General features: G+C 72.6%; 10 protein-coding genes. 5 read left to right on the top strand and 5 right to left on the bottom strand.

Annotation, left to right across the window (positions count from 1 at the left end):
• The first annotated feature begins 79 nt into the window (after positions 1 to 79).
• Positions 80 to 1,642: an amidase gene (locus AB0C36_RS17185; protein ID WP_358354787.1), complete on the top strand. Its 1,563-nt coding sequence runs from the start codon at positions 80 to 82 to the stop codon at positions 1,640 to 1,642.
• Here the strand turns inward: AB0C36_RS17185 and AB0C36_RS17180 are convergent.
• The 3 genes from AB0C36_RS17180 to AB0C36_RS17170 form a co-directional block, all read right to left on the bottom strand.
• Positions 1,632 to 2,660 carry an endonuclease/exonuclease/phosphatase family protein gene (locus AB0C36_RS17180; RefSeq protein WP_358354785.1) on the bottom strand — a complete coding sequence of 343 codons (1,029 nt, stop codon included), beginning with the start codon at positions 2,658 to 2,660 and terminating at the stop codon, positions 1,632 to 1,634. The two genes, AB0C36_RS17185 and AB0C36_RS17180, sit on opposite strands and share 11 nt — an antisense overlap.
• Before the next feature lie 188 nt (positions 2,661 to 2,848).
• The gene (locus AB0C36_RS17175; protein WP_358354783.1) at positions 2,849 to 3,649 is read right to left on the bottom strand and encodes a TetR/AcrR family transcriptional regulator; all 801 of its coding nucleotides are present in this window, start codon (positions 3,647 to 3,649) and stop codon (positions 2,849 to 2,851) included.
• Between the two features lie 3 nt (positions 3,650 to 3,652).
• On the bottom strand, positions 3,653 to 5,230 hold the full coding sequence (locus AB0C36_RS17170) for an MFS transporter (RefSeq protein ID WP_358354780.1): 1,578 nt from the start codon (positions 5,228 to 5,230) through the stop codon (positions 3,653 to 3,655).
• 365 nt (positions 5,231 to 5,595) lie between these two features.
• Here AB0C36_RS17170 and panB point away from each other — a divergent pair, with 365 nt between their 5' ends.
• Both panB and AB0C36_RS17160 read left to right on the top strand, forming a co-directional pair.
• Positions 5,596 to 6,525 carry a 3-methyl-2-oxobutanoate hydroxymethyltransferase gene (gene panB, locus AB0C36_RS17165; protein ID WP_358354778.1) on the top strand — a complete coding sequence of 310 codons (930 nt, stop codon included), beginning with the start codon at positions 5,596 to 5,598 and terminating at the stop codon, positions 6,523 to 6,525.
• 161 nt (positions 6,526 to 6,686) lie between these two features.
• Complete coding sequence (locus tag AB0C36_RS17160; protein ID WP_358354775.1) at positions 6,687 to 7,466, top strand: site-2 protease family protein; 780 nt, start codon at positions 6,687 to 6,689, stop codon at positions 7,464 to 7,466.
• 10 nt (positions 7,467 to 7,476) lie between these two features.
• Here AB0C36_RS17160 and AB0C36_RS17155 read toward each other — a convergent pair whose 3' ends face one another.
• Entirely contained in the window at positions 7,477 to 8,736 is a 1,260-nt protein-coding gene (locus tag AB0C36_RS17155; protein WP_358354772.1) for an AI-2E family transporter, read from the bottom strand.
• 170 nt (positions 8,737 to 8,906) lie between these two features.
• Between AB0C36_RS17155 and AB0C36_RS17150 the strand changes: the two genes are divergently transcribed.
• Positions 8,907 to 11,705, top strand: a complete 2,799-nt coding sequence (locus AB0C36_RS17150) for a DUF4132 domain-containing protein (RefSeq protein WP_358354770.1) — start codon at positions 8,907 to 8,909, stop codon at positions 11,703 to 11,705.
• Positions 11,706 to 11,759: 54 nt separating this feature from the next.
• Here the strand turns inward: AB0C36_RS17150 and AB0C36_RS17145 are convergent, their stop codons facing one another.
• Positions 11,760 to 11,954 (bottom strand): DUF3046 domain-containing protein, encoded by a 195-nt coding sequence (locus tag AB0C36_RS17145; protein WP_358354767.1) that lies wholly within the window; start codon positions 11,952 to 11,954, stop codon positions 11,760 to 11,762.
• 126 nt (positions 11,955 to 12,080) lie between these two features.
• Here AB0C36_RS17145 and AB0C36_RS17140 point away from each other — a divergent pair, with 126 nt between their 5' ends.
• Positions 12,081 to 16,940 carry an Lhr family helicase gene (locus AB0C36_RS17140; RefSeq protein WP_358354765.1) on the top strand — a complete coding sequence of 1,620 codons (4,860 nt, stop codon included), beginning with the start codon at positions 12,081 to 12,083 and terminating at the stop codon, positions 16,938 to 16,940.
• Positions 16,941 to 17,143 lie beyond the last annotated feature (203 nt).

Here is a 17,143-nt window from a genome sequence, read left to right as displayed (position 1 = left end):
CTGACGGGGCATCAGCTTACGTTCGAGAAGTCCTCGGCTGATGACTTTCGGCCCAGTCGCCTCGGACCCGGGAGGCCCTGTGAGCACGTCTGATTCCGGCGCGGTGCGCGACTTCCTCGCCTCCGACGGCATCACGCCCTCGGAAGGTGAGCTCGCGGCACTGGCCGCCGCACGCGCCCAGACGGAAGCGGACGCCCGGACACTGCACGCCACCGCACCGGCCGAAGGCGAGAACGCCGGACTCCCCGGCCGCGCACCGACCTTCGCCGAGGGCACCGCCCCGGACGCCACGCACACTCCTGACGGCTCCCTCCTCCGCACCGCCGACGCGCTCGCGCAGGGGAAGGTGTCGAGCGTCGAACTGGTCACCGAACTACTCGCCCGCGCCGACGCGTCCGACCCCGGGCTCGGCGTCTACCTCGCGCGGTTCGACGACGCCGCGCTGGCCGCCGCCCGCGACGCGGACGACGCGCGGGCCCGCGGCGACGTACGCGGACCTCTGCACGGCGTCCCCATCACACTCAAGGACCTGATCGCCTCGCGCGAAGGACCCACGACCGCGCACTCCGCGGTCCCGCCGCGGCACACCGGCGGCGAGGACGCACTCGTCACCAGACGGCTGCGCGACGCGGGGGCGGTCGTGCTCGGCAAGGTGTCGCTCTCGGAGTTCGGCTTCGGCGCCTCCGACGACCCCGAACTGCCGGTGACGCGCAATCCGTGGGACACCGAACGCTGGCCGGGCGGTTCGAGCTCGGGCAGCGCGGCGGGCGTCGCCGCCGGGCTTTTCCCCGCGTCCATCGGAACGGACACCGGCGGCAGCATCCGCATCCCGTCCGCGCTGTGCGGCGTGACCGGCTTCAAGCCGACGTTCGGCGCGGTCCCCGTCGACGGCGTCGTGCCGGGTGCGCCGACCGTGGACACCGTCGGGCCGATCGCCGCCGACGCGGCCGACTGCCTCGCGCTCTACCAGGTCATCGCGGGCGTGCCGGCCCGAGGACCGGGTGATCCCGGGATCCTGCGCGGGCTGCGGGTCGCGGTGGACACGACAGGGCTCGACCGGCCGGGTGCGGATCCGGCGGCGGGACGCGCGGTGGCGGACGCGGTACGTGTTCTGGCCGACGCGGGCGCCGTCATCCGCGAGCAGGCGGTTCCGGGTCTCGCGGACCTGGAGACTGCGTGCCGGGTCGTGCAGGGTGCGGAGACGTACGACACGCACCGCGAGCGGCTCGCGCGGCATTGGTCGGCGTACGGCTCGCTCACCCGCGTGTTCATGGCTGCCGGAGCCTTCTGGACGGCCCGCGACTACCTGCACGCCCAGCGCGTGCGCGCCCGCGGGCGTCGACAGGTCGCGGAGTTCCTGGGCGAATACGACGTCGTGCTCAGTGCCACCATCGGCACCGCCGCGCCCCGGCTGGACGCCGGACTCCTGCACCTGCTCCCGCTCTTCTACACCTCGGTGTGGAACGCCACGGGCTTCCCGGCGGTCTCGCTCCCCGGCCCGCCGAACGTCGCGGGCCTGCCGATCGGCCTGCAGTTGGCGGCCGCACCGGCGGCGGACCACCGCCTGCTGACAGTTGCCCACGCGCTGCAGATGCGGACCGACTGGCACCTGCGGAGGCCGGCGCCGAGCGTCAGAACTTGAGGTCCGCGCTCACGGGACGGTGGTCGCTCGACGTCTTGGGCAGCACCTTGGCGCTGACCGTGTCGACGCCGCGCACCATCACGTGGTCGATAGCGGCCATCGGCAGCGACGAGGGCCAGGTGAAGCCGAAGCCACCGCCCGCGGCCTCCTGCGCGTCGGTCAGGCCGTCGGTGAGCGGTTCGAGGCCGCGGTCGTCGACAGTGCCGTTGAGGTCGCCCATCAGCACGATGTTGTCGGAGTCGTCGCGGTCGACGGCGGCCGCGAGCCGGCGGATCGTGTCGTCGCGCGAGGCCACGCCGAAGCCGCTCGGGCCGAAGCGGACGGAGGCGAGGTGGGCGACGTACACCGCGAGCTCGCCCTTGGGGGTCCTGATCTCGGCGCGGATCGCGCGGGTCCAGCCCATGCCGACGTCGACCGCGCTGACGTTCTCGATCGGGTAGCGGCTCCAGAGCGCGACGGTGCCTTCGGCGACGTGGTACTCGTACGCGTCGTCCAGCACCGTGCCGTACCGCCCGCTCTCGCCCGAGGGGATCTCCTGGAGCGCGACGATGTCGGCCTTCGAGGCCAGCAGCGATTGCGCGGTGCCCGAGGGGTCGGGGTTCTCGGCGTTGATGTTGTGGGTGACCACGCGCACGTCGTACGGCCCGCTCCCCGCCGCGGAGAACGCCGTGCCGCCGAACATCGCGAGCCAGACGGCGACCGGGAGCAGGGTGGCGACGAGGGCGGTCCAGGACCGCCGTACGCCCGCCGCGACCAGCAGCGGCAGCACCAGCAGTCCCGTCCACGGCAGGAACGTCTCCACGAGCGAGCCGATCTGCCCCGGGGTGTTGGGGATGAACGCGTGTCCGCCGATGAACAGCGCGACGGCGGCCGCGCACCCGGCGACGATCCGGCCGCGGTGCCACGACGGCCGCTCCATGAGCGCCTTGAAACCGGGCCACTGGGGCAGCCCGCGACGGGTGCCCCGTCCGGCCGCGGTCGCCGGCGGCGCGTGGGTCTCCGCGGTGGGCCACGTCATTGCTGTCTCCTGGGGTAGCTCGGCGCGGAGGCCGATTCCCCCTGCGGCGAATGTCGCATACGTCCTCTGAGGACGCACGCCGCACGCCGGGAGGTTCCCCGGCGACACCGCCGGGACGTTTCCGGGACACGACCGTCACAAACCACTCGTTCGAGCGGGATCGGAGGGGCTACCGACCGGTCTCCGCCCTACACCGGACCACCCGCCGTGCCGACGTCCGCGCTGTGCTCCGAACCGGCCGCCGAGCCGGTCCCCGGCCCGTCCGCCGAGTCAGCCGCCGACCCGGCACCAACCCCCCGCCCGCTGATCCCGCGCAGGACCGTGTCCACCACCTGCGCCGGCAACTCCTGTGGCACCTCGGTCTCGTGCACGAGCTTGCGGATCAGCATCGGGGCCGCGAGCAGGTCCCGCATCAGCTCCACCGACAGGTCCGCACGCAGCTCGCCCGTCTCGATGCCGCGGCGCAGGACGACCCGCATGGCCTCGCGGCGCCGCTCGATGACCATCTCGTGGTAGCGGCGGTATAGCTCCGGGTGCTGGTGGACCTCGGTGAGCACCATCGCGACCAGGCCTTCGCCGCGCCGGCCGACCAGGTTGGCGCGCATGGCCTCCAGAAGGCGTACGAGGTCGTCCCGCACGTTCTCGCCGACCAACTCGGGGATCGGCTCCTCCGCGGCCTCGACGGCCGCGATGACCAGCGCCTCCTTGTTGGGCCAGCGCCGGTAGATGGTCGCCTTCCCGACCCCGGCCTGCTGCGCGACGGCCTCGATGGACAGCGCGCCCACGCTGCCCTGTTCGCCGATGAGCCGCAGCGTCGTGTCCAGGATCGCGCGCTCCACGGTCGCGCTCCGCGGCCGTCCCCTCGGTCGCGCGGACGGGACCTGCGGAGCGTCGCCCACCGGGCAGGGCGCATCCTCCGCGACACGCGGCTCGACCCCGCCGGTGTGCTGCTCGGCGGGGTCTGCCGCGTCGTTTCTCACCGGGTTCATCGGTCAGACCTTAGCGGTCTCGCGATGCTGTTCCGGCTGCTCCGGCGCGCCCTCCACCGGCTTGCGAGGCATCCACTTGAACACCACGACCGCGCCGATGGCACCGACGAGGGCGGATCCCAGCGCGGAGTAGTGCATCGCCTGGATGAAGGCGTCCTTGGCCGGGTCCACCCATCCGGCCCCGGACGGCCCCGCATGGGCGGCCGCGCCGAGGGTCGCCTCGATCGACTCGTCGGCACCCTTCGGTACGCCGTTGCCGGCGATCTCGTCGCGGTAGACCGACGACAGGACCGAGCCGAGGACCGCGACGCCGAGCGCACCGCCGACCTGCCGCACGGTGTTCGTCACCGCGGAGCCGGCCCCGGCCTTCTCGCGCGGCAGCGAGGCCATCACGGAGTTGGTCGCGGGCGGCATGACCAGCGACATTCCGATGCCCTGGAGGAAGAACACCACGCACAGGATCCACATGGGGGTGTCCCGGCCCATGAGGGTGAAGGACGACAGCGTCCCGGTAACCACCAGCATGCCGACGGTCGTGACCGCGCGGACGCCGAATTTGCGTACGAGCCCCGCACTGCGCGGCGCGAACAGCAGCTGGCCGATCGCGAGCGGGAGCAGGAACAGGCCGGTCTCCAGCGGCGTGTACCCGCGCACGCTCTGCAGGTAGAACGCCATGAAGAAGGTCACGCCCATGAGCGCGAAGAACACCAGGCCTATGGCGGCCGACGCGGCGGAGAAGGACCGCTCGCGGAAGAAGCGGATGTCGAGCGCCGGGTGGTCGCTGCGCTTCTCGTACCAGACGAAGGTGGCCAGGATCGCGAGGCCGACCGCGATGGTGGCGAGCACCTCGGGGTTCGTCCAGGAGTCCTCGCCGCCCTTGATGATGCCGTACACGAGGGAGACGAGGCCCGCGATGGACAGCGCGACGCCGACGGGGTCGAGCTTGCCGGGGCGGGGGTCCTTGGAGTCCGGCACGATCAGGATCATGGCGGCGACGCCGATGATGACGATCGGCACGTTGATGAGGAAGACCGAGCCCCACCAGAAGTGTTCGAGCAGTGCTCCGCCGGTGATCGGGCCTATGGCGATGGCCAGGCCGACCGCGCCGGACCAGATGCCGATGGCCTTGGCCCGCTCGTGCGGCTCGAAGACGTTGCTGATGATCGAGAGCGTCGCGGGCATGACGAACGCGGCGCCGAAGCCCATCACCGCGCGGGCAGCGATCAGTTGGGTCGGGCTCTGGGACATCGCGGAGAGCAGCGACGCGACGCCGAAGACGACCATGCCGAACAGCAGCAGCTTCTTGCGGCCGAAGCGGTCACCCAGGATGCCGGCGGTGAACAGCAGCCCGGCGAAGACCAGCGTGTAGGAGTTGATCGCCCATTGGAGCTGGCTCTGCGATGCGCCGAGGCCCTCGTCGGGGTCGGCGATGACCTTGATGGCGACGTTGAGGATCGAGTTGTCGAGGACGACGACCAGCAGGCTGACGACCAGTACCGCGAGGATGTACCAGCGGCGCTTGTGCACGTGCGGGTCGACGGTTGTGGGCGGCGCGGCCGCCGGGTTGTCGGCTGTTGCCATGTGGTGTCCCCCAGGTCCCGGCCCGTCCGGGCCTCTTGGTGGAGCGATCGGTGATGCGACCGGCGAGGCGGTCGGTGGTTGCTCAGTGGTTCTCGGTGGTTGCTCGACGGGTGCTCGACGGACTGTCGAGGGAATCGATACGAGCGGGTCTCGTTTACGTGTCGACGGTACTCCTTTTTACGAAACGGTTTAGTCTCGTATCGTAAATACTCGGCAAACTGCGCCGGACGCCCGAGCGGCCGTCCGGTCCCCCGCCCGGCCGGACCGAAGAGGGACCGGCGACCCTTTTGTCGTCGCGCGGCACGTGCCACCATGGCGTTAGTCCGGGGACGCCGACCGTGCGCCTCGAGATGAGGAGTCAGACAATGTCCGAGCAGCTTTCGCAGCAGTCCGCCGTACAGCCCCCCGCCACCTCGCCCGCAGCAGGCGCCCCGGCCGCACCCAAGGCGGCACCGGAAGGCCCCGGGCTCACCCTGTACGGCGGCAACGGCACCGGTCGGCGCGTGACCGTCCGCGACCTGGCCCGTGCGAAGCAGACCGGCGAGCGGTGGCCGATGCTCACCGCGTACGACGCGATGATCGCCTCGGTGTTCGACGACGCGGGCATACCCGTGCTGCTCGTCGGGGACTCCGCGGGCAACAACCACCTCGGCTACGAGAACACCATCCCCGTCACCGTGGACCAGTTGGTCATGCTCACCGGTGCGGTCGTACGCGGCACCAAGCGCGCGATGGTCGTGGCCGACCTCCCGTTCGGCTCCTACCAGGTCTCCCCGGCGCAGGCGCTGGAGACCGGCGCGCGCTTCATGAAGGAGGCCGGCGCCGGAGCGGTCAAGCTCGAAGGCGGCGTCGCCATGGCACCGCAGGTCGAGGCCCTGGTCACGGCCGGCGTGCCGGTCATGGCGCACATCGGCCTCACCCCGCAGTCCGTCAACGTGCTCGGCGGCTACCGCGTGCAGGGCCGCGGCGACGAGGCGGCGGCCCAGCTCCTCGCCGACGCCAAGGCCATGCAGGCGGCCGGCGCCTTCGCCGTCGTCCTCGAACTCGTGCCCGAGGAACTTGCCGCCAAGGTCACCGCGCAGCTCGACATCCCGACCGTCGGCATCGGCGCGGGCTCCGGCTGCGACGCCCAGGTCCTCGTCTGGACCGACATGGCCGGCCTCACCCCCGGCAAGCTGCCCAAGTTCGTCAAGCAGTACGCGGACCTGCGCGCCACCCTCGGCGACGCGGCGCGGGCGTTCGCGTCCGACGTGGTCGGCGGCGAGTACCCGGGCCCGGAGCACGCGTTCCACTGAGGTAGCCCGGGCTGCCGAACGGGCTGCCGGGACTGCGGGGAGCGGCGGCGGTCCGCCCGCTGCCGAACCGGCCGACCTCCCACCCGCGTAGACCCGTCCGGATCCCTTGTGCCCCGTCCCCGCCTCCTGTGCCGAGGCGGCGGACGGGGCATACTTTCGGGATGACCGACGCCTGGACCCGCCGCGGTTCACACCTGCGCCACGTGCGGCCGTCGCCACTTTTCCTCGCACTCGTCGCCGTCTTCGGGATCTCCGGTGCCGTGTTGTGGAACGGCAGCGGCGACCAGGAGATCCCGGTCTTCCTCTTCGTCATGACCGGCTGGCTCGTCTCGCTGTGCCTCCACGAGTTCATGCACGCCTTCACCGCACTGCGGGCGGGCGACACGTCGGTGATCGACAAGGGCTACCTGACGCTCGACCCGCTCAAGTACAGCGACCCGCTGTTCACCTTCGCCATCCCGACCGTATTCGTCCTGCTCGGCGGCATCCCGCTGACCGGCGGCGCGGTCTGGATCGAGCGCGGGCTCATCCGGGGCAAGGCGCAGCACAGCCTGGTCTCGGCTTCCGGGCCGCTGGTCAACATCGTGTTCGCGGGCGTGGGTGTCGCGCTCATCAACTCGTCGGTCTTCGACGGGTCGAGCCCGGCCTTCTACGCGGCGGTCGTCTTCTTCACCCAGCTGCAGATCATCGCGGCGGTCATCAACCTGCTGCCGGTGCCGGGCCTCGACGGCTACGGGATCATCGAGCCGTGGCTGCCGTACGACTTCCGGCGCTCGATCGCGCCGTTCGCGCCGTACGCCCCCCTGCTGCTCTTCGGCCTGCTGCTGACCCCGGAGATCAACCACTGGTTCTTCGACCAGGTCCACACCCTCACGAACGCGCTCGACGTCCCGGACGAATGGGCGTCCGCGGGCTACCGCCTCTTCCAGTTCTGGAAGTAGCGCGAGGCCGCTAACCGTCCTCACCCCCGCGGCCGGGACCGCTGCCGTCCGAGCGCTTCCGCCCCAGCCGTCGGCGCTTCGGGCGTTCCTGGTGCGCGGGCGCGAGCGGGTGCTCGGTGACCTCGTACCGGCGCACGTACGTGCTGGAGAACGCCGTCGCGGTCGCCGTCGCCGGGATCGCGATAAGCGCGCCCGTCGGACCGAGCAGCGCGGCCCCCGCGATCACCGAGCCGAACGCGACCGCGGGGTGGATGTCGACGGTCATCGACGTGATGCGCGGGTGCAGCAGGTAGTTCTCGAACTGCTGGTACGCGGTGGCGAACACGATCACCCACAATGCGTCCACCGGGCTCTCGGTCAGCGCCACGATCGCGGGCAGTGCGGCGGCCAGGTACGTGCCCACGGTCGGGATGAACTGGCTGATCAGACCCACCCACATGGCCAGCGCGATCGCGTAGTCGAGACCGATGGCGAGGAAGAAGATGTAGTGCGCGACGGCCGACACCAAGGCCATCAGCGCCCGCGAGTAGAGATAGCCGCCGGTCTTGTCGATCGCGATCTCCCAGGCCCGCAGCACCTCGGCCTGCCGGGTCGGGGGCAGCAGCGAGCACAGCGCTCGGCGTACGCGCGGGCCTTCGGCGGCGAAGTAGAACGTGAACAGCCCGATGGTGAACAGCTCGAAGAGCCCGCCCACGATGGCCGCGCCGAGCCCGAGCGCGTTGTCCGCGATCGTCTCGGCATAGCCCTGCACGGTGTTCGAGTCCTTGAACAGACCGCCCTGGATCTTCTCCATCGTCAGCTCGGTGTCGAAGCGCTTGTTGATCCAGTCGAGCAGCGACTGGATGTGGTCCGGCAGGTCGTGTGCGAGCTCCACGACCTGGTCGACCAGGAGCGAGCCGATCGCGGCGATGATCCCGGCGAAGGCGATGAGGACGACGACGAACACGATGCCGGTGGCGACACCGCGCCGCATGCCGCGCCGGGCCAACCGGTCGACCGCGGGTTCGATCGCGAGGGACAGAAAGAGCGCGATCAACAAGTCGGTGAGGAAGCCGCGTAAGTGCCCGAACGCCCACCGCAGCAGCAGGAACCCGATGAACGTCGCGAACACCAGCAGGACGGCGCGCGGCAGCCACGGCGGCATGCGCTCCCCCAGAATCCCGCCACCCGACGGCACCGCCCCGTCGCCCCCACCCCCCTCGCCCCCCGAGCCGTCTCCCCCGGCGGCAGGCGCGCGCGGACCCTCGGGCACGGCAGGCGTAGCTGTCACGGAATGCACCCTATGCCGCGATCTATGCAATTTAGGGCATACGACCGCACGGTCGGCCGTACGGGCGACCGTGCGGCCCGCAGACCGTTCACCGCACGCGCCGGCCTCACTGTCGGAGCGGTTGGCTAGATTCGTCGCGCTCGGCCCCCGGGGCCGGAAAGGGGACCAAGGTGGGCACCGAAACGCCGACGACAGCGACGCGCGCAACTCGCCACGAGGGAACGTTCGTTCTGCCGGACGCCTGGAATCGATCCACGACCCTCCGCGCGTCGGCGCCGCACGACCCAGAGCGGCTCGCCGCCACGCTCAGCGGGTACATCTCCCACTGGCTGGCCGCGGCAGCCGGGATCGAGGCCGACGCGGCAGCTCTCGACGGCGTCGACGTCGTCTGGGCCGCCACGGTCGTCCAGGAGCTGAGCGGCACCATGGAGAACACGTACAACTACATCTCTCCGTCCGACCGGCGCAAGCTCTACGGCATCCTCGTCGAACTGCCCACCGACGAGGCGTTCCGCGTCCTGCTCGACCATGTGGACCACGCTCGGGCTGCGGTGCTCGCCGCGGCGAAGCGCTACCCGGTCCGCGCGCTGCGCCTGCTGGTGGACGCGGTCGCGGAGGATCCCGAGCCCGCTGCCGCCACGGCCCGACTGCTGCTCACCACGCACATCGACGCGCACCGCGACCTCGTCGCGGCCGTGCGCCCGATGCTCGACCCGGAGACCGTCGGGATCATCGACGCGCAGACGCGCGTCGTCGTCACGGCGCCGCCCGCGTCCGCCGCGGAAGTTCCGCCCGTGCTGGCGACTCCCCCGTGGACGCGCAAGCGCACCCGTCCGGTCACGGTCCCGGGCCTCGCAGCAGGGGCGACCGGCCGATTGGTCTGGCAAGCCGGGGAGCGCGAGGCGTTCGCCGCCGCCGCGCGGCAGAGCCCGAGCCCGCGGCCGATACCTCTGACCACCGAGCGTGTCGACGCCCTGCGCGCCGGCGAACTGTCCGATTGGGAGGCCGTCCAGCTCTTCCTCCAGAATTCGGACGCGGGCCTCACCGACGAGCTGCTGTGCTGGCGGCCGAACCTTCGGTGGTTCGCGCCCTCCGACGCCCGCGCGCTGCTGGCCACGTACGAAGCCGACGCGATTCCCCTGATGCTCGCCGTGGCGCTCGAGTCGCCGATCCACAAGGCCGACGTGCTCATGCCCGTCGTGGATCTCGACACCGCGCGCCTCATGGCCGGTTGGCTGCACCGCCGTTCGGACGCCCCGCGCGACGTGGCTGCGGCCTGGCTCACCCGGCATCAGGACGATGCCGCGCGGCTGCTCGTCCCCGACGCCGTCGGCAAAGCCGGTCCCGAACGCCGGGCGGCTGAGCGCGCGTTGCGCCACATCGCCGCCGACGACGGCGAGGCGGTGGTACGCAAGGCCGCCGCGACGTACGGAAGCAGAGCGGCTGCGGCGATCGACGCGATGTTCGCGACCGACCCGCTGTCGCTCGGCCTGCCGGCGCGCATGCCGGCCATCCCGCAGTGGGCCTCTCCGTCCATGCTTCCGCAGGTCACCCTCCGGTCCGGCACCGCACTGCCCGACGAGGCCGCCGGTGCTCTCGTGGCGATGCTGGCGATTTCCAAGCCCGGCATGCCGTACGCCGGACTGGTCGAAGTCAAGGCCGCCTGCGACCCCGACGCGGCGGCCGCGTTCGCCTGGGCGCTCTTCGAGGCCTGGCGCCTCGCGGGCATGCCGACCAAGGAAGCGTGGGCGTTCCACGCGCTGGGCGTGCTCGGTACGGACGACACGGCGGCACGACTGGAACCCTTTGTGCTGCGGTGGCCGCACCAGGGCGTACACAAGCGTGCGGTCGACGGCGTCGACGTGCTGGCCGCGATCGGCACCCCGGCGACCTTGCGGCGGCTGCTCGCGTTGTCCCGAGGCCAAGGGCTGCGCGCGGTGCGTACCCGGGCGAAGGACAAAGTGGCCGAGGTGGCCGCGTCGCTCGGGCTGAGCGACGCCCAGCTCGCCGAGCGCCTCGTCCCCGACTTCGGGTTGGACGCCGACGGAACGACCGTTCTCGACTTCGGATCGCGCCGCTTCACGGTGGGATTCGACGCGCAGCTCAGGCCCTACGTCCTCGACGAGGCCGGGAAGCACCGCAAGGACCTGCCCCCGGTGGGCCCCGCGGACGACGCCGAGATTGCGGGCGCCGCCCGTGACCGGTTCGCGGCGCTCAAGAAGGACGTCCGCAAGACGGCGACCGCGGCGCTGCGGCGTCTGGAGGCCGCAATGGTCGGCGGCCGTACGTGGACCGCCGACGAGTTCCGCGAGTTCATCGCCGAGCAGCCGCTGATCCGGCACATCGCCCGGCGCCTTTTGTGGTCCGCCAAGGTCGGCGCGGCCGATCCCGTCACCTTCCGGATCTCCGAGGACGGAGCGTTCACGGACGTTCACGGCGATGTCGTCGCTCTGCCGCCCGACGAGACCTCCGACGCGGTCGTGGCCGTGGCGCACCCCGCCGTGCTGGGCGACGACCTCCCGCGATGGGTGGAGGTCTTCGCGGACCGTGAGATCGCCCAGCCGTTCGCGCAACTCGACCGTGCGGTGCACACCCCGCTGCCCGGCGAGTCGGCGGACGCCCAGGTGGCGCGGTACGCCGGGGCGACGGTCGAGACGGCCAAGCTGCTGGGTCTGGAACGGCGCGGGTGGCTTCGCGAGGCTCCTGGTCAGGGCGGATACCAGTGCGCAAGCGTGTTGCCGCTCGGCGACGGGTGGGAGGTGACGCTGTCCTACCACCCGGGCATCTACGCGGGCGTGCCGACCATGAATCCGACGCAGGCGCTGGAAGCGATCGAACTCACCCGTACGGGACGGGGCGCGTACGCCTCCGCCGTGCACAGCCGGACGTTCGCCGACCTTGGCCCCGCCCTCGTCAGCGAGATCCTGGCGGCACTCGACTCGCTCTCCGGGCCGCCTCCGACCGCCTGACGCCACGCTTCGAGCAGATCCTGCAGAGATGGAACGGGGTCGGGACCGCGCGGGTCAGCGGCGGGAGGGGGGTATGTCCATGGCTGCGCAGACGGCGCGCCATACGTCCTTGGCTTCGTAGCCGGCGTCCAGTGCCTGTACGACGGTGCGTCCGCCCAGCTCGGTCATGACGTGGTCGTTGGCGAACGAGTCGGCGTACGTCTCGCCGAAGTGGGCGCGCATCCGCTCCCAGAAGTCGGTCAGTCGCATGGGTCGATTATCCCAGGCCGGACAGCCCTGCCGGTCCGGTCGTACGCCCGGCCGAGAGGACCGCGGCCGCGTGTCCGGGCCGCTGTCGGGCCGATTGTCGGTGGGACCCGGCACCATGGAATGGCCATGCATGACGACCCTGACGCGACGCCCCCCGAGGCCGCCCCGACCGAGGCCGAGGCCTTGGTCGACCCCGCCGAGGTTCTGGCCGGGTTCTCGCCCGCGACGCGGGACTGGTTCACGGGGGCCTTCCACCGGCCCACCGCCGCACAGGCGGGCGCCTGGGCGGCGATCGCCGCGGACCGCGACGCCCTGGTCGTCGCGCCCACCGGCTCCGGCAAGACCCTCGCGGCCTTCCTGTCGGCGCTGGACCGGCTGGCCGCCGAGCCGCCGCCGGTCGACGCCCGGCGGCGCTGCCGCGTCCTGTACATCTCGCCGCTGAAAGCGCTCGCGGTCGACGTCGAGCGCAACCTGCGCGGCCCGCTCGCCGGGATCCGGCAGGCGTCGGTGCGGCTGGGGCTGCCCGAGCCGCAGGTCGAGGTCGGCGTACGCTCCGGCGACACCCCCGCCGCCGACCGCCGCCGCTTCGCCACGAAGCCGCCGGACATCCTGATCACGACCCCCGAGTCGTTGTTCCTGATCCTCACCTCGCAGGCCCGCGACGCGCTGCGCGGCGTCGACACCGTCATCGTCGACGAGGTGCACGCCGTCGCCGGCACCAAGCGCGGCGCCCACCTCGCGCTGACCCTGGAACGCCTCGACCAGCTCCTCGACCGCCCGGCGCGGCGCATCGGGCTGTCCGCGACCGTGCGGCCCGTCGACGAGGTGGCCCGCTTCCTGTGCGGCACGCGCGAGGTCACCGTCGTACAGCCGCCCGCCGCCAAGACCTTCGACCTGTCGGTGGTCGTGCCCGTCGAGGACCTCGGCGAACTGGCCCAGCGGCCCACCGAGTACGACGAACTCGGCCAGGTCCAGCGTGCCTCGGTGTGGCCGCACGTCGAGGAACGCATCGTCGACCTGGTGCAGGCGCACCGCTCCACGATCGTCTTCGCCAACTCGCGGCGCCTCGCCGAGCGGCTGTGCGGGCGGCTGAACGAGATCGCCTACGAGCGGGCGACCGGCGAGGCGATGCCCGAGTCGGGGCCGCCCGCCGAACTCATGGCCCAGGCGGGGAGCCTCAAGGGCGCCCCGCCGGTGCTCGCCCGCGCGCACCACGGATCGGTGTCCAAGGAGCAGCGCGCGCTCGTCGAGGAAGACCTCAAGGCGGGGCGCCTTCCGGCCGTGGTCGCGACCTCCAGCCTCGAACTGGGCATCGACATGGGCGCCGTCGACCTGGTCGTGCAGGTCGAGTCGCCGCCGTCGGTCGCCTCCGGCCTCCAGCGCGTCGGGCGCGCGGGCCACCAGGTCGGTGCGGTGTCGCGCGGCGTCGTGTTCCCGAAGTTCCGCGGCGACCTCGTGCAGACCGCGGTGGTGACCGAGCGCATGCGCACGGGCGCTATCGAGGCCGTGCGGCCGCCGCGCAACCCGCTCGACGTCCTGGCCCAGCAGATCGTCTCGATGGTGTCGGTCGAGGACTGGGACGTCGAGGAGCTGCTGACGCTGGTACGCCGGGCCGCGCCGTTCGCGTCCCTGCCGGTGTCGGCGTACGAGGCCGTGCTCGACATGCTCGCCGGGCGCTACCCGAGCGACGCGTTCGCCGAGCTGCGCCCGCGCCTGGTGTGGGACCGCGTCGGCGGCACGCTGACCGCCCGGCCCGGAGCCCAGCGCCTCGCGGTGACCAGCGGCGGGACCATCCCGGACCGCGGGCTCTTCGGCGTCTTCCTGGCCGCGGGTGACGGCAAGCAGAAGTCGCGCGTCGGGGAACTCGACGAGGAGATGGTCTACGAGTCGCGCGTCGGCGACGTGTTCACCCTGGGCACGTCGTCGTGGCGCATCGAGGACATCACGCACGACAAGGTGCTCGTCTCCCCCGCGCCGGGCGTGCCCGGCAAGCTGCCGTTCTGGCACGGCGACGCCCTCGGCCGGCCGGTGGAACTGGGGCGTGCGCTGGGGGCGTTCCTGCGCGAGGTCGGTGCGATGGACGCCGAGAGCGCGCGCGAGCGGGTCGCGGCGGCGGGACTGGACGCGTGGGCGGTGGACAACCTCCTCGCCTACCTCGCGGAGCAGCGCGAAGCGTGCGGCCACATCCCGGACGACCGGACGATCGTCGTCGAGCGGTTCCGCGACGAGCTGGGCGACTGGCGCGTCGTGGTGCACTCGCCGTTCGGCGCGCAGGTGCACGCCCCGTGGGCGCTCGCGGTGGCGGCGCGGCTGCGCGAGCGCACCGGGCTCGACGTGCAGACGATGCACGGCGACGACGGCATCGTGCTGCGGCTGCCCGACACCGGCGATCCTCCCCCAGCCTGGCGGCTGGGCGGTGCCCCCGAGTCCGGGGTCGACCTGTTCCCGACATCGAGCCCAGGAAACGCGGACGCCGACGCCGAGTTCAGCCTGCCGCCCGACTTCGCGGTCTTCGACGCGGCGGAGGTCGAGCCGCTGGTGACCGCCGAGGTGGGCGGCTCGGCGCTGTTCGCGTCGCGGTTCCGGGAGTGCGCGGCCCGGGCCCTGCTGCTGCCGCGGCGGATGCCGGGCCGACGTACCCCGTTGTGGCAGCAGCGGCAGCGCGCCGCCCAACTGCTGTCGGTGGCCAGCGAGTACGGGTCGTTCCCGATCGTCCTGGAGACGATGCGCGAGTGCCTTCAAGACGTCTTCGACGTCCCGGGCCTGGCGGAGCTCATGGCCGACATCGCCGCCCGCAAGGTGCGCATCGTCGAGGTGACCACCCCCGAGCCCTCGCCGTTCGCCCGCTCGCTGCTGTTCGGGTACGTCGCCCAGTTCATGTACGAGGGCGACTCGCCGCTCGCCGAGCGCCGTGCCGCCGCTCTCGCCCTCGACTCTCGCCTGCTGTCCGAGCTGCTCGGCCAGGCGGAACTGCGCGAACTCCTCGACGCGGAGGTGGTCGCGCGTACCGAGGCCGAATTGCAGCGGCTGGCCGAGGACCGGCGGGCGCGCGACGTCGAGGGTGTCGCCGACCTGCTGCGCCTGCTCGGGCCGCTGGGCACCGACGAGGTGGCCGAGCGCAGCCTCGGCACGCCCGCCGACACCGCGCGGTGGCTGGTCGCGCTGGAGGAGGCGCGCCGGGCGATCCGGGTGCGGGTCGCGGGTGTCGAGCGCTGGGCGGCGATCGAGGACGCCGGGCGGCTGCGCGACGCGCTGGGCACACCGCTGCCCGTGGGGGTTCCCGAGGCGTTCACCGAACCGGTCAAGGACCCGCTCGGCGACCTGTTGGCCCGGCACGCGCGCACCCGGGGGCCCTTCCATGCGGCCGACGCCGCGGCCCGGTTCGGGCTGGGGACGGCCGTGGTGACCGGGGCGTACCAGCGCCTGTCGGCGACCGGCCGGGTAGTGTCCGGCGAGTTCCGGCCCGGCGGCGCGGGCACCGAGTGGTGCGACGCCGAGGTGTTGCGGATGCTGCGGCGGCGTTCGCTGGCCGCGCTGCGCCACGAGGTCGAACCGGTGCCGCCGCTCGCGCTCGCCCGGTTCCTGCCGGTGTGGCAGGGGGCAGGCGGTTCCGCAGCCCGCGGGCTGCGCGGCGTCGACGGCCTGGTGCGCGCGGTGGAGCAGTTGCAGGGGGCGGCTGTTCCGGCGTCGGCGCTGGAGAAGCTGGTGCTGCCGTCGCGCGTGGCGGCGTACAACCCGGCGCTGCTCGACGAGTTGTGCGCGACGGGCGAGGTGGTGTGGGCCGGCCACGGCGCGCTGCCGGGCAACGACGGGTGGGCGTCGCTCTACCTCGCCGACGCCGCTCCGCTGCTTCTGCCGCCGCCCGCGCCGCTCGACCTCGGTCCGCTGCACCGGGCGGTCCTGACCGCGCTGGACGGCGGGTACGGCCTGTTCTTCCGGCAGATCGCGGACCGCGTCCCGCAGTTTCTGCCGCCCGACGCCACCGTGCCGAGCGATGCCGAGGTCGTCACGGCTTTGTGGGATCTGGCGTGGGCGGGCCATGTCACGGGCGACACGCTCGCGCCGCTGCGGGCGCTGATGGGGTCCGGGCGTACCGCCGGATCGACGGCGCACCGGGCGCGCCGGGCCACCCCGCGCGGCCGGTACGGCGGGCTCAGCCGTGGCCGTCCCGTCGCCCCCGCGCGGTCCGCGCCGCCCATCGCGGTGGGCCGGTGGTCGCTCGTGCCCGAGCGCGAGGAGGATCCGACGCGTCGGGCGCACGCGTTGGCCGAGACGCTGTTGGACCGGCACGGTGTCGTGACGCGCGGCGCCGTGGTCGCGGAGGGGAGCCCGGGCGGGTTCTCGGCGGCGTACCGGGTGCTCTCGGCGTTCGAGGAGACCGGACGGGTACGCCGCGGCTACTTCGTCGAAGGTCTCGGGGCCGCCCAGTTCGCGGCCGACGGGGCGGTGGACCGGCTGCGCGCGCTGCAACAGGCGGCGGAGCGGCGGGCCGAGTCGTCCGGGGCTTTCGGGGCGTTCACGGGGGACGCGTCGTCCGGTGGCATGCCGCCCGGCTTCGCGGACGCCGGCGCGCGGCGGTCCGGCTTCACCCCGGCGCGCGACGACGCGGGGCCGCGGGCACTGCTGCTCGCGGCGGCCGACCCCGCCAACCCGTACGGCGCGGCGCTGCCCTGGCCGGACCGCCCCGGCGAGGCCGCGGGCGGACACCGGGCGGGCCGCAAGGCCGGTGCCCTCGTGGTACTCGTGGACGGCGAACTGGTGCTCTACGTAGAGCGGGGCGGCCGGTCGCTGCTCACCTGGACCGAGCAGCCCGAGCGGCTGCAACCGGCCGTCGACGCGCTGGCGCTCGCGGTGCGCGAGGGGGCGCTCGGCAAGCTGACCGTCGAACGGGCGGACGGCGAAGGCGTCTTGACCTCGTCGCTGGGCCGGGCCCTGGAGGCCGCCGGATTCCACGCGACGCCGCGCGGTCTGCGGCTGCGTGGGTGAGACCTTTTCGTTACGCGTCCGCCTGCCGTACGAAACACCCCGGTCACGTGGGTCGCGCAGTATCGAGTCACGGATGCAGCGCCATTCCGTACCTCCCCACCAGGAGGAACCTCGCCCGTGGCGACCCTGCACGCGCCACGGTGGGGGACGATCGCAACTGGTGTCGCGCACGTGTTCCTGGCCGCACGGGTGCGACACCGGTT

The sequence above is a fragment of the Streptodolium elevatio genome (assembly GCF_040649515.1).
GTDB lineage: Bacteria > Actinomycetota > Actinomycetes > Streptomycetales > Streptomycetaceae > Yinghuangia > Yinghuangia elevatio.
This window is presented reverse-complemented; position numbering and strand designations above follow the sequence as displayed.

Bases quoted from the DNA above. Each gene is read 5' to 3' on its own strand.
- AB0C36_RS17180 (WP_358354785.1), bottom strand. From the start codon at position 2,660: ATGACGTGGCCCACCGCGGAGACCCACGCGCCGCCGGCGACCGCGGCC.
- AB0C36_RS17175 (WP_358354783.1), bottom strand. From the start codon at position 3,649: ATGAACCCGGTGAGAAACGACGCGGCAGACCCCGCCGAGCAGCACACC.
- AB0C36_RS17170 (WP_358354780.1), bottom strand. From the start codon at position 5,230: ATGGCAACAGCCGACAACCCGGCGGCCGCGCCGCCCACAACCGTCGAC.
- panB (WP_358354778.1), top strand. From the start codon at position 5,596: ATGTCCGAGCAGCTTTCGCAGCAGTCCGCCGTACAGCCCCCCGCCACC.
- AB0C36_RS17160 (WP_358354775.1), top strand. From the start codon at position 6,687: ATGACCGACGCCTGGACCCGCCGCGGTTCACACCTGCGCCACGTGCGG.
- AB0C36_RS17145 (WP_358354767.1), bottom strand. From the start codon at position 11,954: ATGCGACTGACCGACTTCTGGGAGCGGATGCGCGCCCACTTCGGCGAG.
- AB0C36_RS17140 (WP_358354765.1), top strand. From the start codon at position 12,081: ATGCATGACGACCCTGACGCGACGCCCCCCGAGGCCGCCCCGACCGAG.